At 46.3% G+C, this 18854-nt stretch carries 11 protein-coding genes; 6 read left to right on the top strand and 5 right to left on the bottom strand.

The window, feature by feature from the left end; genetic code table 11:
- Positions 1-17 precede the first annotated feature (17 nt).
- The 3 genes from A3860_RS20820 (at position 18) to A3860_RS20810 (ending at position 3547) form a co-directional block, all read left to right on the top strand.
- Positions 18-1520 carry a carboxypeptidase-like regulatory domain-containing protein gene (locus A3860_RS20820; protein WP_081149325.1) on the top strand — a complete coding sequence of 501 codons (1503 nt, stop codon included), beginning with the start codon at positions 18-20 and terminating at the stop codon, positions 1518-1520.
- A gap of 68 nt (positions 1521-1588) precedes the next feature.
- Entirely contained in the window at positions 1589-2428 is an 840-nt protein-coding gene (locus tag A3860_RS20815) for a DUF2911 domain-containing protein (RefSeq protein WP_081149324.1), read from the top strand.
- Positions 2429-2596: 168 nt separating this feature from the next.
- Entirely contained in the window at positions 2597-3547 is a 951-nt protein-coding gene (locus A3860_RS20810; RefSeq protein ID WP_081149323.1) for a bifunctional helix-turn-helix transcriptional regulator/GNAT family N-acetyltransferase, read from the top strand.
- Between the two features lie 109 nt (positions 3548-3656).
- Here the strand turns inward: A3860_RS20810 and A3860_RS20805 are convergent, their stop codons facing one another.
- From A3860_RS20805 to A3860_RS20795, 5 genes are all read right to left on the bottom strand, one after another.
- Positions 3657-5402: a sodium:solute symporter gene (locus A3860_RS20805; RefSeq protein ID WP_081149322.1), complete on the bottom strand. Its 1746-nt coding sequence runs from the start codon at positions 5400-5402 to the stop codon at positions 3657-3659.
- Positions 5399-5524: a hypothetical protein gene (locus A3860_RS42125; protein ID WP_262497322.1), complete on the bottom strand. Its 126-nt coding sequence runs from the start codon at positions 5522-5524 to the stop codon at positions 5399-5401. Before A3860_RS42125 ends, A3860_RS20805 begins: the two co-directional genes overlap by 4 nt.
- A gap of 17 nt (positions 5525-5541) precedes the next feature.
- Positions 5542-5697, bottom strand: coding sequence for a hypothetical protein (locus A3860_RS41175; RefSeq protein ID WP_158085315.1), 156 nt, complete (start codon positions 5695-5697; stop codon positions 5542-5544).
- On the bottom strand, positions 5698-8217 hold the full coding sequence (locus A3860_RS20800) for a PIG-L family deacetylase (RefSeq protein WP_081149321.1): 2520 nt from the start codon (positions 8215-8217) through the stop codon (positions 5698-5700). It abuts the gene before it with no gap.
- Positions 8218-8298: 81 nt separating this feature from the next.
- Positions 8299-10830, bottom strand: a complete 2532-nt coding sequence (locus A3860_RS20795) for a M14 metallopeptidase family protein (RefSeq protein ID WP_081149320.1) — start codon at positions 10828-10830, stop codon at positions 8299-8301.
- A gap of 453 nt (positions 10831-11283) precedes the next feature.
- Between A3860_RS20795 and ggt the strand changes: the two genes are divergently transcribed.
- From ggt to A3860_RS20780, 3 genes are all read left to right on the top strand, one after another.
- Positions 11284-12996: a gamma-glutamyltransferase gene (gene ggt, locus A3860_RS20790; RefSeq protein WP_081149317.1), complete on the top strand. Its 1713-nt coding sequence runs from the start codon at positions 11284-11286 to the stop codon at positions 12994-12996.
- Between the two features lie 46 nt (positions 12997-13042).
- A complete protein-coding gene (locus A3860_RS20785; RefSeq protein ID WP_081149314.1) occupies positions 13043-13594 on the top strand; it encodes a DUF1572 family protein in 552 nt (183 codons plus the stop codon).
- Between the two features lie 431 nt (positions 13595-14025).
- A complete protein-coding gene (locus A3860_RS20780; protein WP_081149312.1) occupies positions 14026-18801 on the top strand; it encodes a translocation/assembly module TamB domain-containing protein in 4776 nt (1591 codons plus the stop codon).
- Positions 18802-18854 lie beyond the last annotated feature (53 nt).

Raw genomic sequence — 18854 nt, 5'->3', positions numbered from 1 at the left:
AATGTATAAATAAATTCATGAGCGGGCACAAGGAACATACCAGTCATTACACAGCGGCAGATATTCAACGATATGTGCAGGGGAAATTATCTGCCCGGGAAATGCACGCTATGGAAAAAGCGGCGCTGGACGATCCGTTCCTGGCCGATGCCATTGAAGGTATGCAAGAGGCTTTTACCACACATGAAGAAAACCTGGTGACCGGTCAGTTGCAACAATTACAGCAACAAATTAAAACCCGTACTACCGGCCCCGGCAAAGTTGTGGCGTTTAAACCCTTCCGGTACTGGCAGGCAGTAGCCGCCGCCGTGATTGTGATCATAACCGGTGTATGGATATATACCCTGGTAAACAATTCTCCTATAAGTGAACAAAACACAATTGCCCAAACAGAAAGCGATAAAAGCACCGTTCCTGAAACCGAAACACAACAGCCAAAGCAGCAGGAGCCCACACCCGCTTTAGCTGATGGGAAAAAAATAAGCACCGATTCAACTGTAAGTGCCGACGCAATTGTAACACCCGGCCGGTCCAATGCTACCAGCGTTTCAAAACCTGTGCATAATGAGGTGGCCCATAACAATGCCAACGGATATTACAGGAACCGTATAGTGCAGCCGCAGGCATCCGCTGCGCCACCACAGGTGTATGCATACGACGATCGAAAACAGCAAACCGATTCGGTTAAACAGGAGTATAACAATGCCTTCGAAGCGGCTAAACCCGCCATGAAGGATGTTGTTGCAGAAAAAAAGCTGGCGGCGCCATCCGCAGCTGCTGCTCCCGATATGGCAAAGGCACGCAGAACAGATGACCTCTTTAAAGACAAAGAACGGGAAACAGAGGTGATAACCATTGCCAGGAACGATAGCCTTTATAATTATAAGAGCCTTTATAAAAAAACCGCCAACGCAAATAAAAAAGATAACAACCTGTCGGGGGTTATCAAGGGGCAGGTAACCGATCATTACAATAACCCCATCGCCAATGCGTATTTACAGATACCGAATACCCGTAATAATTTTTATACCGACAAGACCGGCTTTTTCAAGATACCCGCCAATGACTCTGTAGTTGATGTGGCGGTAAATGTAAGCGGTTATGGCACACAGAATTTCAGATTACAAAATAATGCGGCCATGAACCAGCTGCAATTATTACCTGCCAATATTGCATTGAATGAAGTGGCTATAACTCCTATAAAAGGGAAAAAGCTGTCGGAGGGCAGTAATCAATATCCCAATGTGATGGTGCATGATGCCGAACCGGTGTTCGGCTGGCTGGCATTTGATCAATACCTCGAGAAAAACAAAAAAACACCGGCAGGCGCTCCTGCCCTCAACGGCCAGGTACTGGTTAGCTTCCAGGTAAATAAAAAAGGGGAGCTATCTGATTTCAAAACAGAACAATCGCTTTCAAAACTATACGACGACGAAGCCATCCGGCTTATTAAACAGGGCCCTTCCTGGAAATTGCTAAAAGGACGCAAAGCCCGGATAACGGTTATGGTACGTTTTTAATGATCCGTTCATCCAACATTTCATTGTGCATTCCCTGAATAGCTTACTTTCGCGGAAATTCGTTCGTCATGAGAAAGATATGTTTGATTGCATGCTTGCTTGCATTTGCAATTTCCACTGAAGCGCAATTAAAAACACCTGCGCCTTCTTCAACACAAACCATTAAACAGGATTTTGGTCTGGGCTCAATTGAATTGTCGTATTCACGCCCGGGCATGAAAGGCCGTAAAATATTCGGCGACCTGGTTCCCTTCGGAAAAGTATGGCGTACCGGTGCCAACCAGGCCACTACGCTTACCTTCGCCGATGAGGTAACAATAGGCGGCACCAAAATACCAGCTGGTAAATATGGTTTGCTGACTATTCCTGATAAAGCTTCCTGGACCATCATCATCACCAAACAACTGGACGTTACTTCACCCGCTGCCTACAAACAGGAAAGCGATGTAGTACGCGTACAGGCAAAACCAGAAGGTATCAAAAACAAATTTGAAACCTTTACCATGCAATTCGCCAATGTAAAACCTACCAGTATTGAATTGCATATGACCTGGGACCAAACTGATGTAACCCTGCCCATCACTACAGAGATCGAAAGCAAAGTAATGTCGCAGATCTCTGAGCAAATGAAAAAGGGTGATGAAAAGGACCGTCCTTATTTCCAGGCCGCCATGTATTATTTGGATAACGGCAAAGACCTGAACCAGGCGCTTGAATGGTTCAACAAAGCAGCTGAACAAAATCCCAAAGCATTCTGGGTAATGCACCAACGGGCCAACTGCCTGGCCAAACTGGGTAAAAAACAGGAAGCCATTGAATCGGCCAACAAATCAATTGAGCTGGCCAAAGAAGCCAAGAACGATGATTATGTAGCCCTGAACCAAAAGCTGCTGGCTACGCTGAAATAATTAAGGTTATACTATTTATACCAGAAGGGTGTGCCGAATGCGGTGCACCTTTTTTATTGGCAGCCGGCGCCCCGGCCATTCTTTTCTAAACTAAAATTTTGGGGATAAAACTTCCGCATTTCAATTAAAGTCGTAAATTACGTAATCAATTACATAATTACTTAAACAATGGACTTTTACAACAACGTAGGCAAAATGGCGATCGGCAGCCGCTTACGCCGCCTGAGTGAACAGATCACAGAGGATGCCAGCCAGGTTTATAAAATGTACAATGTATCGCTACAGCCAAAATGGTTCCCGGTGTTCCATGCCCTGTCGCAGGGACAGGATAAAACGATCACCGCAATTGCTGAGGAAATCGGGCATTCGCACCCCTCGGTAAGCACCATCATCAGGGAAATGGTAAAACAGGGGCTTGTTGTTGAGAAAAAAGACAAACAGGATGGCCGTAAAAATGTGGTGGCGCTTTCCAAAAAAGGCAGGGAAGTGGCAACCAATATTGCCCCGCAATATATTGATGTCACCAATGCCATTGAAGAAGCTTTATCTCAAACCCGGTACGACCTGTGGAAGGCCATTGAAGAATGGGAATTTTTATTACAACAGAAATCGCTGTTGCGCAGGGTGCAGGAACAAAAAAAATTACGCGAAAGCCGCGATGTGCACATCGTCGATTACAAACCGGCCTACCAGGAAGCCTTCAAACGGTTAAATGAGGAATGGATCTCGAAGTATTTTAAAATGGAAGCGGCCGATCATAAGGCGCTTGACCATCCGCAAAATAATATCATCGCCAAAGGCGGTCACATATTGGTAGCCCTGTACAATAATGAACCGGTAGGCGTTTGCGCATTGATAAAAATGGATGACCCGGTATATGAATATGAACTGGCCAAAATGGCTGTGTCACCGGCAGCGCAGGGAAAAAATATCGGCTGGTTGCTTGGCCAGGCCATCATGGAAAAGGCCCGGTCGCTGGGTGCTAAGAAATTGTATCTCGAAAGCAATACCATACTACAACCCGCCATCAACCTGTATCATAAATTAGGATTCAAAAGAGTGGTGGGGCATGCAACGCCGTATGAACGATGCAATATTCAAATGGAGGTGGTGCTTTAGATCGGCTACCAGTTTCCTGTTGCCGGTTACCGGGAGAACAGCCAATTATTAGTCAGGCTTTACGATTTGCGGCCCTGGCAACCGGAACCAGGTAACCGGAAACTGTTTCCTATTTCTCAAATGCAGGTTTTTGTTTCACTTTGGGGCTTTGTCCGAAGAAGACAACCTGCAACAATCCCGAAAATACCACCACCCCAACCGCGCCAATAACATTCAACCAAAGGAATGAAAGCAAATCAAAGGAATATACAGCAATAACGGTAACCTCGGCCATAAGTGCGCCAATAAACACGGCATGACCGCCTACTCTTTTTATATAAATAGCCACCAGGAAAATGCCGAGAATGGTACCATAGAACCAGGAGCCAAGGATATTAACGGCTTCTATTAAACTATTGCCCAAATTATAACCGAATTGCGCCACAACAATACAAAACAGGCCCCATATCAATGAATAGGCCTGCGACCAGCGATACTCCTGCAAGGGGGTAGCGGGCGTTTTGGATAACCGTTTATGAAAATCAACCATGGTACAGGATGCCAGCGAATGAAAAGCGGCTGCAATACTGCTCCATGATGCCAGAAAGATAATAGCGATGATCAACCCTACCAGCCCTTTGGGCAGGTAATCACCTACAAAGCGCAGGAAAATATAGTTGGTATCATTGCCATCACTGCCGGGGATTGTTTTCTTAACAATGTTCTTTATTGAATCACGCACCAGCCCGGCCTGCTGCTGTTCCTGTTGTAACTGGCTGCGCAACTGGTTAACAGCAGCTTCATCATGCTGTTGCAAGGCATTACCCAATGCGGTAACGGTCTTACTTTTTTCGTCCTGCACCTGCTGATAATGTTGCGAGGCAGCAGCAAATTCACCGGCATTGGCGCTTTGTTGCATGGTTTTTTCGTGCGCCAGGTTAAAATAGGCTGGCGCTTTATTAAACTGGTAAAATGCAAAAACCAATACCCCAATCAACAGGATGCAAAACTGCAGGGGGACTTTTACCAGTCCGTTCATCAGCAAGCCGATCTTGCTTTCCTGTTCTGAACGGGCAGTGAGATAACGGCCTACCTGGCTTTGGTCGGTTCCGAAATAGCTCAAAGCCAGAAAGAATCCGCCGATGATGCCGCTCCAGATATTGTACCGGTCTTTCCAGTCGAACCCTTTCTCTGTAAACCCTGATGTTATTACGTTCAGCTTACCCGATTTGCCACCTATATGCAGGGCTTCTGTGAAGCCAATTCCCGCGGGCAGCATCTTTATGGCCCACCAGGCGGCTAAAAACATCGCTGCATAAATTATAATGACCTGCAATTGCTGCGTATAAGCTACAGCTTTGGCGCCACCACTTACGGTATAAATGATCAGCAGTCCGCCCATTATTAAATTGGTGACCGTAAAATCCCAACCCAGCATAAAATGTAAGGCCATAGAGGGCGCTACTATGCTTATACCGGTTGATAACCCGCGTGAGAGTAAAAACAGGAATGAAGTAAGGAAGCGGGTCTTTGCATCGAACCGTTGCTCCAGGAATTCGTAAGCGGTAAATACTTTTAACCGGTGAAAAATGGGCACAAAGGTGATACAGACCACCACCATCGCAAAGGGCAAACCGAAATAATATTGCACGAACCGCATGCCATCACTATACGCCTGACCCGGCGCCGTTAAGAAAGTGATAGCGCTTGCCTGCGTGCCCATAATACTTAACAGCACCAGCCACCAGGGCATTTGCCGGTCGCTCAATAAATACCCTTCCAGGTTTTTGGATGTACGGCTGCGGTACACCCCATACACAATAATGAGCAACAGGGTGAACACCAATACGGTCCAGTCTAACCGGGAAAAGTTCATGCAAAGTATTTAGTGAAGAAATAAAAAAGAACTATCAGCAATAACAAAAAGCCGATCACCAGCAGGTACCAGTACCGCCATTTCCTGAATACAGGGATCTGTTCTTTCTTAACCGGCAACATGCAATGTGTTTAATGTATTATTTCTTTTTGTTCGAAACGATCATGACCACCATAAATGTCAGCAACAATCCCAACGCCAATCCTATGGTCACTCTTTTCAGTAGCTTCCCAAGTATAAGTCCAACCGCTATAGCAATAATGAAGAACCATTCACGCTTTGATAAAGGGGCCATCTAAAATCCTTTCTTTTTATTTAATGCAATAATATTGGCCAGCAACCGGTATGCACCCGGTACGCCGGCAGGTAATTCGCGAAAGAACACCAGCCCGGTATAAACAAATTTTCCCTTGCCATAATTGGCAATGATGAGGCTGCCTGTTTGTTCCTTTTCATTTGGATCGGCCATAGACAACGGCATTTCATAAGCGGGGTCTATTTGATCGGCGAAATATATTCCCCGTTCCTGTACCCAGTTGTCGAAATCTTTTGCAGTTATCTTATTAGGATAGTTTAATACAGCATGATCGCGCAGCACGAAATTCACGGTTGCCTTTTCATCGGTAACGCGGTTGCGCGAAATGGTAAAGGGATAAGGCCCTATTTTGGAAGTTACCGAACTGATAAAATTACTGGTATTGTATTGAACGATCAGGTTGCCGCCGTTCTTTACATACTCCATCAACACGGCATGTTTTCCTTCCAGGTAATCGTGCACATTGTATGCCCGCACCCCGGTGATCACAGCATCAAATTGGTTCAGATTAAAGGGGGTAATATCCTTTTCTTTCAATATGGTTACTTCATAACCCATCTGCTGCAGGGCAATGGTCACTTTATCGCCGGCCCCTTCTATATAACCGATCTTTTTACCAACGGTCTTTATATCAATATTCAATACCTTGATGGCATCCTGATAAAAATAATGGATGTGCGGAATATGATCGTACTGAATATTATTCAGGTTCAAATAAGCCGGTTGTTCTTCAGTACCGTTTTTCAGTTCAACAAAAGCCTGCACAAAATCCTGCTCTTTGTCTTTCAGCATGCCATTATCAATGTTGAACAGGTATTGACGTTGCATGCCGGGTTGCATGTTGAAATTGCTATCGGTCTTTGTGCTGTTATCGTAGGTAAGCCGTTTTGATATTTTGGCTTTGTACCCGTTGAATTGTTTATTGGCCGTTACGGTAATGGCCACTTCGGCGCTTTGCTTTTCGCCTTTACGGAAAATGATGATGCTGGGATCGGTGGTAACGGTAGAAGAAGGCACTACTACCAGCGGCTGGTACAGCTCACCTTTCACCGGATCGGTATGCTTGTATAATACCGGTTTAATAAAGGAGAACGGTTGCCCTGCGATCACCAACTCAAAACGCGCCTGGTAAGGCGGGTCGTTCTGCGGCTTTCCTATCAGCGACTGATCGTCAACAGTAAAGGAGCCATCGCTCATTTTATGTTCAAGCCAGTAAGGTTGCGAAATGGGTTTGGTGGTGAATACATAGAACGTTCGTTGCAGGTTTACGTTCCGGTTCTTCTCCAGGTTCATGTTCAGGGAAGTATCCAGCACATCGAGGCTGAGCTTATTCAGTTGTATGGGCGCCCCTAACCGGTTATTGACAGCTATATTTATTTTTATGGAATCGCCATCTACTATCTGCTCATTGCCGGTAGTGGCTTCGAGCCATAATCCGCTGCATTGCTCAACAAGGCGTTGCACTTCTTCCATCTTCTGCGTTTTCCAGTAGCCGTCTTTTAATGATTGCAGAGACTTATACAAATTCACCAGGGCCGGAATGGAATTCTCGGGATTGGCAAGGGAATAGCTCTTAATAATATCATCGATCTGGGCATCAATTGCGCTGCCACCTTCTATCCTTGTCCAGCCGGTATTTACGCCATCCATCAGGTCGCCCTGGGGTGCCTCTCCGTCTGTCAATGAAAAGTATTCTAATTGTGTACCCCGGCTGGCTGGCACGCCAAAACCCTGGCTTTTATGCTGGCTGCGGCTTTCAGCGGCTATTTCACCATAACTTTTTCCCACCAACGCATTGTAACCGCCTACATCAATTTTCATTTGATCGTTGCTGGTAGTATTGGTGCCGCTTCCAAAATTGAAGGTATTCCAGAATATGCGTTTTACCTTCCAGGGTTGTACGCCATATTTGAATTGTTCGGGAAAGCGATTGGGATCGGCCGCTGCGCGGAAGGCTTCATGAGCGATCACAGCAGATGCAGAATGGTGGCCATGGCCTGCGCGGCTGTCTTCGGGAAAACGGGTAATAATAATATCGGGTTGAAATTTGCGAATGATCCACACGGCATCACTGAGCACTTTTTCCTTTCCCCATTTTTCCAGGGCTTCGTCGGTGCTTTTACTGAACCCGAAATCAAAGGCGCGGCTAAAGAATTGTTCGGCGCCATCGGTGCGGCGGGCGGCCAGTAATTCCTGTGTACGAATGAGCCCCAGGTCAATACCCTGTTCGTCACCGATGAGGTTTTGTCCGCCATCGCCACGGGTCAATGATAAATAACCGGTACGGTATAATCGTTCCCGGGCAAGCCAGGCTAATAATCGGGTATTTTCATCATCGGGATGGGCGGCAAAGTATAATACCGATCCTAATACCTTTAGCTTTTTTAATTGTAGAAAGATATCGGCCGATGTATAGGCAGCAGGCGTTTGTGCTGATACCGGCAATACGTACAGCAAAGCAATCAGTAACAGTAATCGCCCGGGGTAAAATTCATTCATTCTATAAGTTTTGAGCTGAAACCGGGGGCAAAATAACACAATGCAGGGCAGTGTGCCAATCCGCTGGTAAATTTTAACAACCTACTGCCCTACCATAAACACCGCATTACTGAACAGCAGTTTGCCATTTTCCCAAAAACTTCTGAACAGCGGGTCATCGGCCAGGTAAACAACACTCCCCTGCCCCATATCCTGTACGCCAAACAAAAGGCCGTCTTTCAGTTTATCTTTCAGCTTTGAGCCAACAAAACCCGCTACCTGGTTGTCTTTTTTGATCACGCCTACATTCCAGCCCATATCTTTAAAGAAATCGTAAATGGTATTGTCCTGTTTGAGGGTATAATAAGCATCGTCGTACCCAAATGCGAGCGGGTGCGAATTATCGAGCTCTACTTTAAATATAGAGCCGGGATTGGCCCCGGGTATAAAATCCCGCTCCCGGTTCTCATAGCGGCGCAGCAAGCCGTAATCTTCTTTTTTGTCATCGGGTTTATCCTTGTCATCGTCACTTTTTTTGATCTTGATGCCCCAATCAGACACAGCCAGTTGCGCCACGGCGCTTTCCAGGGCAATCAGGCGGCCACCGTTGGTAACCCAATCTTTTAACGCATCATTCATGAGACGGTCTGCCAGAAACTTGTAGTTGCCATCGGGCAAAATGAGCACATCGAGCTCGCGCAGGCTGTTTTTGGAAAGATCATTTGCCCAGATAACATTCAGGGGGTAACCGATCTGCTTATCAAAAAAATGCCACACTTCGCCCATTCCCAGTGAGGATACGCCATCGCCGGCCAGCAATCCGACCTTAGGCGCCTTCATGACATGTACTTTTTCTGATCCAAAATCAAATCCTTTATCAACAAAGGAAGAAGAAACTTCGGTAAAATCTATTTCTGCTCCGCGGGCCGCATCGCTGATAATGCCGGCCAGGGATGTGCCAAGCGATTGGTTGCTTGTACGTGTTATGATGAGCGTTCCCTTATCAAAATCATTTCCATTCGCTTTAAATGGTTGCTCGGCATACCGCACCTTTACTTTCTTTTGCAATATAGCGCTGAGGAACTGAACACTGTTTAATCCATTCCAACGTACGATCCAGGCAACAGGGGCACTCTGTGTTGTTATACCTGAAAGGCTCTTTGCTTTCGTATTGAGGCCGCTCTTTACATAATTGCTTATACCATAGGTAGTGAGGCCATATACAAAGGGCACCGACCAGGCCGTGATATCGTACGTTACCGAATCGCTGAGGCGGGAGTTCCTTTCAAACAATACTTTTAACAGGTTTGCATTGGGCTGATTGGCATTAATAACTACATCGTGATCGTTTGCTTTAATCGTTTCTGCTTTGCCGGTAAAATAATTGATGCCTGTATAACTGGTTTCTTCTGCATCGAACCATTTGATCGCATTGCGGTCGAGCAATTGTTTTAACCGGGAAATCTTTTTTCCTTCATCGGCTTTTATAACATAGGCCTTGAATTCCCCGGGCGGCGCAGTACGCGCTTTATCGTAATACTTTTTAAATTCCTGCACCAGCTTTGTCGCATTTTGCGCAGTGGCCTCAATGGTGCTCATGCCGGTGGTGAAATGGTGATAAAGCCGGTCCCACAAGGTAAGCGTATCGCCATCATGATTAATGACGGCCGCGCCTCCGCGACTATGTCCGCCCTGTTCATACGTCATACCAATAGCGCCTTTGTACAAAGGATAGGTATCGCCATAGCTGGGATAGAACAGATCGAACCGTTCTTTGGTGAAGAACAGCCATCCGTTCTGATCAAAATATTTTGCATTGTTCCGGCCAATGATGGTCTGGAATTCGCGCTGCCAGGTGGTGATCACTTCGTGGTAAGGTTCGGCTGCCGGCGCAAAATAATAGGGATTGTTATAATACTGTTCGTGGTAATCAACATGTACCTGCGGTAACCACCGGTTGTATTGCTCAACACGTTGCTGCGTTTCAACCTGTGTTTGCCAGGCCCAGTCGCGGTTCAGGTCAAAATAATAATGATTGGGTCTGCCGCCCGGCCAGGGTTCTGAATGCTCCCTGGTAAAAGGCTGCGGATTGGGTTGAATGCCTACCACCGAATTAAACCAGTTCACATACCGGTCGCGGCCATCGGGGTTAATGCAGGGGTCAATAATAACGACCGTATTTTGCAACCAATCTTTTGTTTTTGTGTTAGAAGGATTTACCAGTTCATACAGGGTTAGCATGGCCGCTTCAGAGGAAGAGGTTTCATTGCCATGCACATTATAGCTTAACCACACAATGGCCGGGCCTTTTTCATCGGGCGCCGTTTTATCGTCTGTCATGCCGGCCAAATGCAGGTTATTTAGCCTGATGGCCTCCAGGCGCGCCATGTTGGTGGGCGAAGTAACCATTAACAGTAACAGCGGACGGCCTTCATTGGTGGCGCCATATTGTTCCAGCTTTACCATGCCGGGCGCCGCTTCGGCCACCTGTTTACAATAATTGACTATATTATAGTGGGGAGTATACCGGGTACCCAATTTATATCCCAGGAACTGATCGGGTGATTTTACCTGTGCCAATGCCAGGCTGGAGATGAATAACAACAAGGCTACGCCACCAGGGACTTTCTTCATAATTAAAAAATGTACCGTGAAAGTAATTAAATCGTTGAAAATGAAAAAAGCACCTCACCGGGGTGAAATGCTTTTATTTTCTCATGTGACCACTAAGTCTTTATTAAAAACGCAAATAAAATTCGCGCCAGTGAACATGGTTAACCTGGCAGCGGCCACTACCTGCCGGGCAAGTTGTTAGTGGAAATGTCTGCGTAAATATATGGGTTGAAAATATGTTTAAACCTGCTGATCAACAAGGAGAATGCATAAAACCGCAAAACATATGGGAAATGATATGAATAGAAGTGTACTATACGCTGTGAAAAATGGCGTTTCCTCATAAGCTCATGTGGTTTGGTCCCCGTAAACAGTTTTTGTTAATTCTAAAATTAGAACATTTCATTCAATTATAAAAAAAACCGCCAGCTAATTTTGGTTCATTAATTTTAGCTACTCAATCTATTCTTTCATATGAGATCATTCTTTTTTTATTCATTCCCGTTAGTGCTGCTGTGCACCGCATGTTTTGGTCAGCGTTCTGCCACTTCTCTTCCATTTAACCCCTATGAATACACTATACAAAAAAAGGCGACCGGTTCAAATGGCGCCGTGGTTTCGGCTCATTCGCTGGCCAGTGAAACCGGTATTGCCATTATGAAACAGGGAGGTAACGCCATAGATGCTGCTATTGCCACCCAGCTGGCGCTGGCGGTAGTGTATCCGGGTGCAGGAAACATCGGTGGTGGCGGCTTTACGGTTATCAGGCTGGCGAACGGTTCAAACATTACGATCGATTACCGCGAAAAGGCCCCGGCTACGGCTTACCGTGATATGTACCTCGATGGCCAGGGCAACGCCCAAACCGAATTAAGCCAGAATGGTCACCTTGCAGCAGGGGTGCCCGGCACCATTGCCGGTTTATTCGATTGTATGAAATATGCCCGCCTTCCTTTTAAAAAATTAATTCAACCTGCTATTGACCTGGCTGAAAAAGGTTTTGTTATTGGCGAATCGGAAGCCAATAGCCTGAACCATTCCAGGGATGTTTTTATAAAATATAATACCGTTACCCCTGTTTTTGTAAAACCCGGCGACTGGAAGGCCGGAGATACACTGATTCAAAAGGACCTGGCCAATACATTGAAACGCATTCGCGACAAAGGCAAAGCCGGTTTTTACGAAGGAGAAACCGCAAAACTGATCGTGGAAGAAATGAAAAGAGCCCGTGGTATTATCAGCTATGAAGACCTGAAAAACTACGAAGCCAAAGAGCGGCAGCCAGTTGTGTTCGATTACAAAACATTTAAAATAATTACGATGCCGCTGCCCAGCAGCGGTGGTGTTTTATTGCCACAGATGATGCACATGATAGAAGAATACCCCATAAAAAAATATGGGTTTCAAACAACGCAATCAGTGCAGTTAATGACCGAAATAGAACGCCGCGCCTATGCCGACCGCGCCAAATACCTCGGTGATGCCGATTTCTATAAAGTGCCGGTAAAAAAATTAACCAGCAAAGCCTATGCGCAGGAAAGAATGAAAGATTATTCAACACAAACCGCAGGCAGCAGCCAAACCATTCAGGCCGGTATTATTGCCGAAAGTGAAGAAACAACGCATTTCAGTGTGTACGACAAAAGCGGCAATGCCGTATCGGTAACCACTACCCTAAATGGCTGGTACGGCAGCAAAACCGTAGTGGGCGGCGCCGGTTTTTTATTGAATAATGAAATGGATGACTTCAGCATTAAACCGGGCGTACCCAATATGTATGGCGCCGTTGGCGCCGATGCCAATGCTATTGCACCGGGCAAACGCATGCTTAGCTCCATGACACCAACCATTGTTTTAAAAAATAACAAGCCGTTCCTGGTGGCAGGCACACCGGGTGGCACCACCATAACCACTTCGGTATTTCAAACCCTTGTTAATATGCTGGAATTTGACATGAGCACCGAAGATGCAGTGAATAAACCCAAATTCCATCATCAATGGCTGCCCGATGAAATATATGTTGAAGCAGAATTTCCGCAGGAAGTAAGACAACAGTTGACGCAAATGGGGTATAAGGTTACCCAGCGCGGTTCCATTGGCCGTACCGAGGTGATACGTATTGACCCCAATGGCGCCATTGAAGCGGTGGCCGATAAACGCGGCAATGATTCAGCGGCGGGGTATTGATTCCCCGGCGCTTCTCCATTTTTGTAAATTGCAATAAATTTTAGCCATGTCAAACTCATTAGGCACCGAATACCTGCAAACGGCCATCAGGCGGTTGCGCTACTATAAAGGTTTGGGCGAAAAAACATTCGAACAGTTAACAGATGCCGATCTGCATCTCAAACCCAACGAAGCCTCAAACAGCATTGCCGTCATCGTTCAACATATTTCGGGAAATATGCTCAGCCGCTGGACCAACTTCCTTACTGAAGACGGCGAAAAATCATGGCGGAATCGTGATGAAGAGTTTGAAGTGCACAACTATTCCAAACAGCAATTGTTCGATCTGTGGGAAAAAGGCTGGAGTTGTTTTTTAAACGCGCTCACCGCGCTTACTGAAAATGACCTGTTGAAAACCATTTATATCAGGGAAGAACCGCTACTGGTCATAGATGCCATTAACCGGCAGCTGGCGCATTATCCCTATCACGTTGGGCAGATCCTGTACATAGGCAAAATAATCAAAGACAACGGGTGGCAAAGCCTGTCGATCGAAAAAGGAAGATCGGAAGCCTATAACAAAAGTGAGGGTATAAAGGACCCGGCGAAGAAGGAGTAGGCTTTTAAACCTATCGAATTCGACAGGTTTAAATCCCCCGAATTCGGGGGATTTGCTGATTCATTCGCCAACCAACCGGCAATTTACCCACTCACCCCATTAGGATTCAAGCCCCCTTTTGAGTAACTTCACCTCCTCATTTACAAGTTCACCCCCAACCGATAGAACGCAATTACCCCGTTTACCTTTTTTGAACCATTTACACAAATTATTCGTTAAAAACCAATGAAATAACCAACCTTCACATCCTTTTTACGTATGTACTATACAGCGACAGGCGCATTAAACGTTTCTATATATGTTAAGGGCACTGAAAAGTTGTCCAAAAACAATGTCCTGGTATTGATTTTGCGCCAATTAGGAAACGGTTTTATTACTTTTACAATTAATACGCTCCAACCCTGAGAAAGTTTTGGAAAATATCCCGGACCGTGCTGCTGGTTCTGATCGGCCTGATCATACTGGTATGGCTGTCCATTCAAACCTCCCTGGTCCAAAACTGGCTGGTTAAACAGATCACAGGCAAACTTTCCAAAAACCTGCATGCTACTGTAAGCATCAAACACGTTGATTTCGCTTTATTTAATAAAATGGTGCTCGAAGGCACCCTGGTGAACGACCAGCACAACGACACCCTCCTGTACGCCGGCTCCGTAAAGGTCAACCTCACCGACTGGTTCTTCCTTAAAGACCGGATCGTGATGAAATATATCGGTTTGGAAGATGCGCTTATTCAATTAAAACGCAGCGACAGCACCTGGAACTACGGCTTCCTGGCCAACTATTTCAGCAGCCCGAAAAAAAAGGAACCAAAAAGACAGGACGATATTGACCTCGACCTCGATAAAATTGAATTCCGCAATGTAAAGTTGAAGCAGCTCGATGGCTGGCGCGGGGAGAACATGATCTTGCAAATGGGCGCCATGGATGTAAATGCCGACGAGATCAACCTGCAGAAACGCATCGCCCACATCAACAACATCGATATCACCAGGCCCGATTTTTCCATTTACAACTATACCGGCAACCGGCCCGATTCATTAAGGCCTAAAGATGATACCACCGCTATCATCAACGATCCCAAACACCTGCGCTGGAATGTTGGCAACTGGGATATTGCCGTAAACCAGCTCACCCTCAACAAGGGAACTTTCCACAACGATGTTTATACAGACAGGAAGCCCTATCCCTATTTCGACGGTAACCATATTCAGTTTTCCGAGATCAACGCCATATTCAGTAAAGTAGCATTCAAACAGGATACCATTACCGCCGGCTTACAGCTTACTACCAAAGAACGGAGCGGCCTGGTAGTTAAAAAGTTAAATGCCCGGGTTAAATGGTTTCCCGAAGCAATGGAATTTGCCCGGCTCGATATTCAAACCAACCGCAGCCACCTGCAGAATTTCTTCGCCATGCGGTACGCCACCTTCGACGATATGAGCGACTTTGTTGATAAGGTTCGGATGGAAGGGGATTTTACCAACGCCGTATTGAACAGCGACGACATCGCCTATTTTGCCCCGGAACTGCAGGCCTGGAAAAAAGAAATACGCATTACCGGTAAAGTAAAAGGTACGGTTGAGAACCTGACCGCCCGCAAACTGGTCATTGAAGCCGGAAAAGACACCTATCTCAACGGTAACATCCGCCTCAACAGCCTTACCAATCTCGATAAAACCTATATCGACTTTGAAGCAACCGAATTCAGGACCACCTACCGCGATGCCGTAACCATTATTCCTGACCTGAAAGAATTTACCCAGCCGCGGCTCGATAAGCTCGAATACCTCCGCTTCAGGGGTAACTTCACCGGCTTTATAAAAGATTTTGTTACCTATGGTACCATAGAAACCAAACTGGGCGTGGTGGTGAGCGACGTGAACATGAAATTCCCCGATAATGGTCCAACCATATACACCGGGGGTATTGAAACCCGCTCTTTTGCCCTGGGCGAATTTGTTGATGCACCCCAGGTGGGAAAGATCAATTTCACCGGTTCGGTAAATGGCCGCGGGCTAAAAGCCAGTACACTCAATGCCAAACTCGATGGCAACATTCGCTCGCTCGAGGTAAATGATTATAACTACCAGAACATTGTGGTAAAAGGTACCATTGCCAAACGCCTCTTTAATGGTGAGGTCATTAGCAATGACCCCAATTTAACTGCCCGGCTCAACGGGTTGGTCGATTTCAGCAAAAAAGTACCTACGTTTAATTTCGATGCCGAGGTGAGCAAAGCCGATCTAAAAAATGTTAAGCTCACCAGCGACAGCATTGAAGTAAAAGGTAAGTTCAGAATGAACTTCACCGGCAACAGTATCGATAACTTCCTGGGTACCGCCCGTATTTACGAAACCTCTATTTTAAGGAACAGCAAACCGCTTTCCTTCGATTCATTAAGTATTGAATCAAAAGCCATGGGCAATAACAAGGTTATTACCGTGGTAAGCAACGAATTTGACGGGGCGCTGGTAGGTGAATTTTCTATCAGGGACCTGCCCGATGCAGTAAGAACTTTCCTGAACAAATATTACCCCAGCTATATTAAACCGTCGAAAAAAGAACTGAAGAATGAGAACTTCAGCTTTGTATTCACCACCAAAAAAGTGGATGAATACATGAGCTTTATCGATAAAAACCTGAGCGGGTTCAATTACAGCACCATCACCGGCCGCATCAACAGCAGGGAAAACCTGCTCGACCTCAATGCAGAGGTTCCGCAGTTCAACTATAAAAACATTCACTTTTATAACGTAAACCTGAAAGGCACCGGCACCCTCGATACCCTGTCACTGACCAGTTCCATTGCCGATGTATTCATCAACGACAGCCTGCATTTCCCCGGTACCGATCTGCGGGTACGCTCGGCCAATGACATGTCGCTGGTACAGTTAAAAACAGCGGCCAACCAAACCCTTAATTCTGCCGACCTGTTTGCCCGCGTGCAAACCATGCCAAGCGGGGTGCGCATTACCTTCAACGAATCGAACTTTGACCTGAATGGTAAGAACTGGACCATTGAAAAGAATGGCGAACTGGTGTTAAGTAAAGAACTCATTTCGGCCGATGGCGTAAAGATCTATAACGGCCAGCAGGAAATACTGGTTACCACCCACCCCAGCGACGAAGGCACCACTAATGATATAAAAGTGGAATTAACCAAAGTGAACATTGGCGATTTTGCACCCTATGTAGTTTCTGATAACCGGCTCGAGGGGTTACTGACCGCCAATGTGGATATTATTGATCCTTTCGGAAAAATGATCGTTGATATGAAAGGGGAAGCCGAGCAGTTCCGGCTCGATAACGATTCTATAGGCAGGCTGCAACTGAATGCCGGCTACAGCAAGCGCACCGGCAAGGTGAATTTTGGCACCCTTTCAGATAATGAGAAATATAATTTTGATCTCAACGGATCATATGATCTGTCAGACACTGCCAATACCGCACCTTTAGACATTACCAGCAATTTCAGGGATACAAAGATCAAGCTGCTCGATAAATATCTTTCAGATGTATTCACCGATCTCAATGGGTATGCCACCGGGCAATTGCGCATTGTAGGCCCGCCCAATGACCTGAAATACCTGGGCCGGTTACAGCTGCACGACGGCGAACTGCGGGTGATCTATACCAACGTATTGTACAAGATCCCGTCGGCAGTGTTCGATTTTAAAGATGGCGCCATCGACTTTGGCTCATTTGCCTTTAAAGACGAGTTTGGGAATACCGGCCATATCACCAAAGGCATTTTGAAACACCAGGCCTTTGACAACCTGTATTTTGATTTTGCCTTCAACACCAATAAACTGCAGGTGTTGAATACGCCCAGCACCAGCAAGGATGTATTTTACGGCACCATGTTCGCAAAAGCCAACGCCACCTTCAGAGGACCGCTCGAAGATATGCGGCTCGATGTGCATGGCGAGCCCGCCGATAGCTCCTCCCTGTACATCCGGTCACAAACCGGTCGCGAAAGTGGCGAAGCCAGCTTTGTTATATGGAAAAAGTACGGTAGCGAAATGAAAGCCGTGCGCAGTTCAGAAGAAAGCAACCTGCGGGTATCGCTTGATGTTAATGCGAACAATTACGCCAAAATGTATGTGATCATCGATGAATTAACCGGCGACATCATACAGGCTGTAGGACATGGTAACCTGAAAATGGAAACCGGCACCGATGGTAATTTTTCGCTCACCGGCCGGTACGAAATAGATCGCGGTAATTATAATTTCAACTTTCAGTCATTGCTGCGCAAACCGTTTAAATTAAGAGAGAACGCAGGTAATTACATACAATGGCGCGGCGATCCATACGACGCCACTATTGATATTGACGCTGAATATGAGGCTGATGATGTGCGGTTCAGCGACCTGGCTACCACCGCCGTTACCAGTGCCAACGACAATGTGCGCAAATATCGTGGTAAGGTAATTGTGGTTGCGATGCTTACTGATAAGCTGATGAAGCCGGATATTAAATTCCAGATCGAGCTGCCCGCAAACAGTCCGTTAAAAGACGACCCCGATGCACTGGCCATTCTGCAACTGATCCAGCGCGACCAGAACGAACTGAACAAACAGGTAGCCTTCCTCATTGTGTTCAACAGCTTCGGCCCTATGTCTACTTCCAGTCAGGGTAACATTGGCAACATTGCAATCAGCGGTGTTGTGGTGAACAGTATTTCCGGCGTTTTGTCAAGCGCGCTCAGCAAACAGTTCTCCTCCATCTTCCAAAAGCTGTTCAACGATAAAAGCATTAAGGTCAACTTCAATGCCCAGTTATATAATGGCAGCAACCTGGTCGACGGTATCAATAATAACAAACTGAACATCGACCGTACCAACCTCAATTTCAATATTGGTAAAAGCTTTTTGAACGAACGGCTTACATTCACCTTTGGCAGTGCAGTTGACTTTGGCTTGTCGGCCCAGCAGGTGCAGGCAACCAAGAACCTGCAATTCCTCCCCGATATTTCGGCCGACTGGAAAATTCGCCAGGATGGAAAGCTTGTGCTCACCTTCTTTTACCGCGACTCGTATAACTACCTGTCGGGCATAGGCGCCCGGCAAAACCGTTCCGGCGCCAGCATCAGCTATCGGCGCGACTTCGAACGCCTGAGCGATCTGTGGCGGGCCGACAGAAAGAAAAAACTTAAACCGATCATTGATACCACCTCAAGGGCCGATACCGGAAGCAATTAGGTTTCAGCTTTCGAATTTCTATTGGGCTTTGCTTGCGTCGCACACTTCCCGGT

Origin of the sequence: Niastella vici, from assembly GCF_002077945.1 — a bacterium.
Taxonomy (GTDB): Bacteria; Bacteroidota; Bacteroidia; order Chitinophagales; family Chitinophagaceae; genus Niastella; species Niastella vici.
The sequence above is the reverse complement of the archived record's forward strand: the minus strand, read 5'-3'. Positions and strand labels throughout refer to the sequence as shown.

Bases quoted from the DNA above. Each gene is read 5' to 3' on its own strand.
- A3860_RS20820 (WP_081149325.1), top strand. From the start codon at position 18: ATGAGCGGGCACAAGGAACATACCAGTCATTACACAGCGGCAGATATT.
- A3860_RS20815 (WP_081149324.1), top strand. From the start codon at position 1,589: ATGAGAAAGATATGTTTGATTGCATGCTTGCTTGCATTTGCAATTTCC.
- A3860_RS20810 (WP_081149323.1), top strand. From the start codon at position 2,597: ATGGACTTTTACAACAACGTAGGCAAAATGGCGATCGGCAGCCGCTTA.
- A3860_RS20805 (WP_081149322.1), bottom strand. From the start codon at position 5,402: ATGAACTTTTCCCGGTTAGACTGGACCGTATTGGTGTTCACCCTGTTG.
- A3860_RS42125 (WP_262497322.1), bottom strand. From the start codon at position 5,524: ATGTTGCCGGTTAAGAAAGAACAGATCCCTGTATTCAGGAAATGGCGG.
- A3860_RS41175 (WP_158085315.1), bottom strand. From the start codon at position 5,697: ATGGCCCCTTTATCAAAGCGTGAATGGTTCTTCATTATTGCTATAGCG.
- A3860_RS20800 (WP_081149321.1), bottom strand. From the start codon at position 8,217: ATGAATGAATTTTACCCCGGGCGATTACTGTTACTGATTGCTTTGCTG.
- A3860_RS20795 (WP_081149320.1), bottom strand. From the start codon at position 10,830: ATGAAGAAAGTCCCTGGTGGCGTAGCCTTGTTGTTATTCATCTCCAGC.
- ggt (WP_081149317.1), top strand. From the start codon at position 11,284: ATGAGATCATTCTTTTTTTATTCATTCCCGTTAGTGCTGCTGTGCACC.
- A3860_RS20785 (WP_081149314.1), top strand. From the start codon at position 13,043: ATGTCAAACTCATTAGGCACCGAATACCTGCAAACGGCCATCAGGCGG.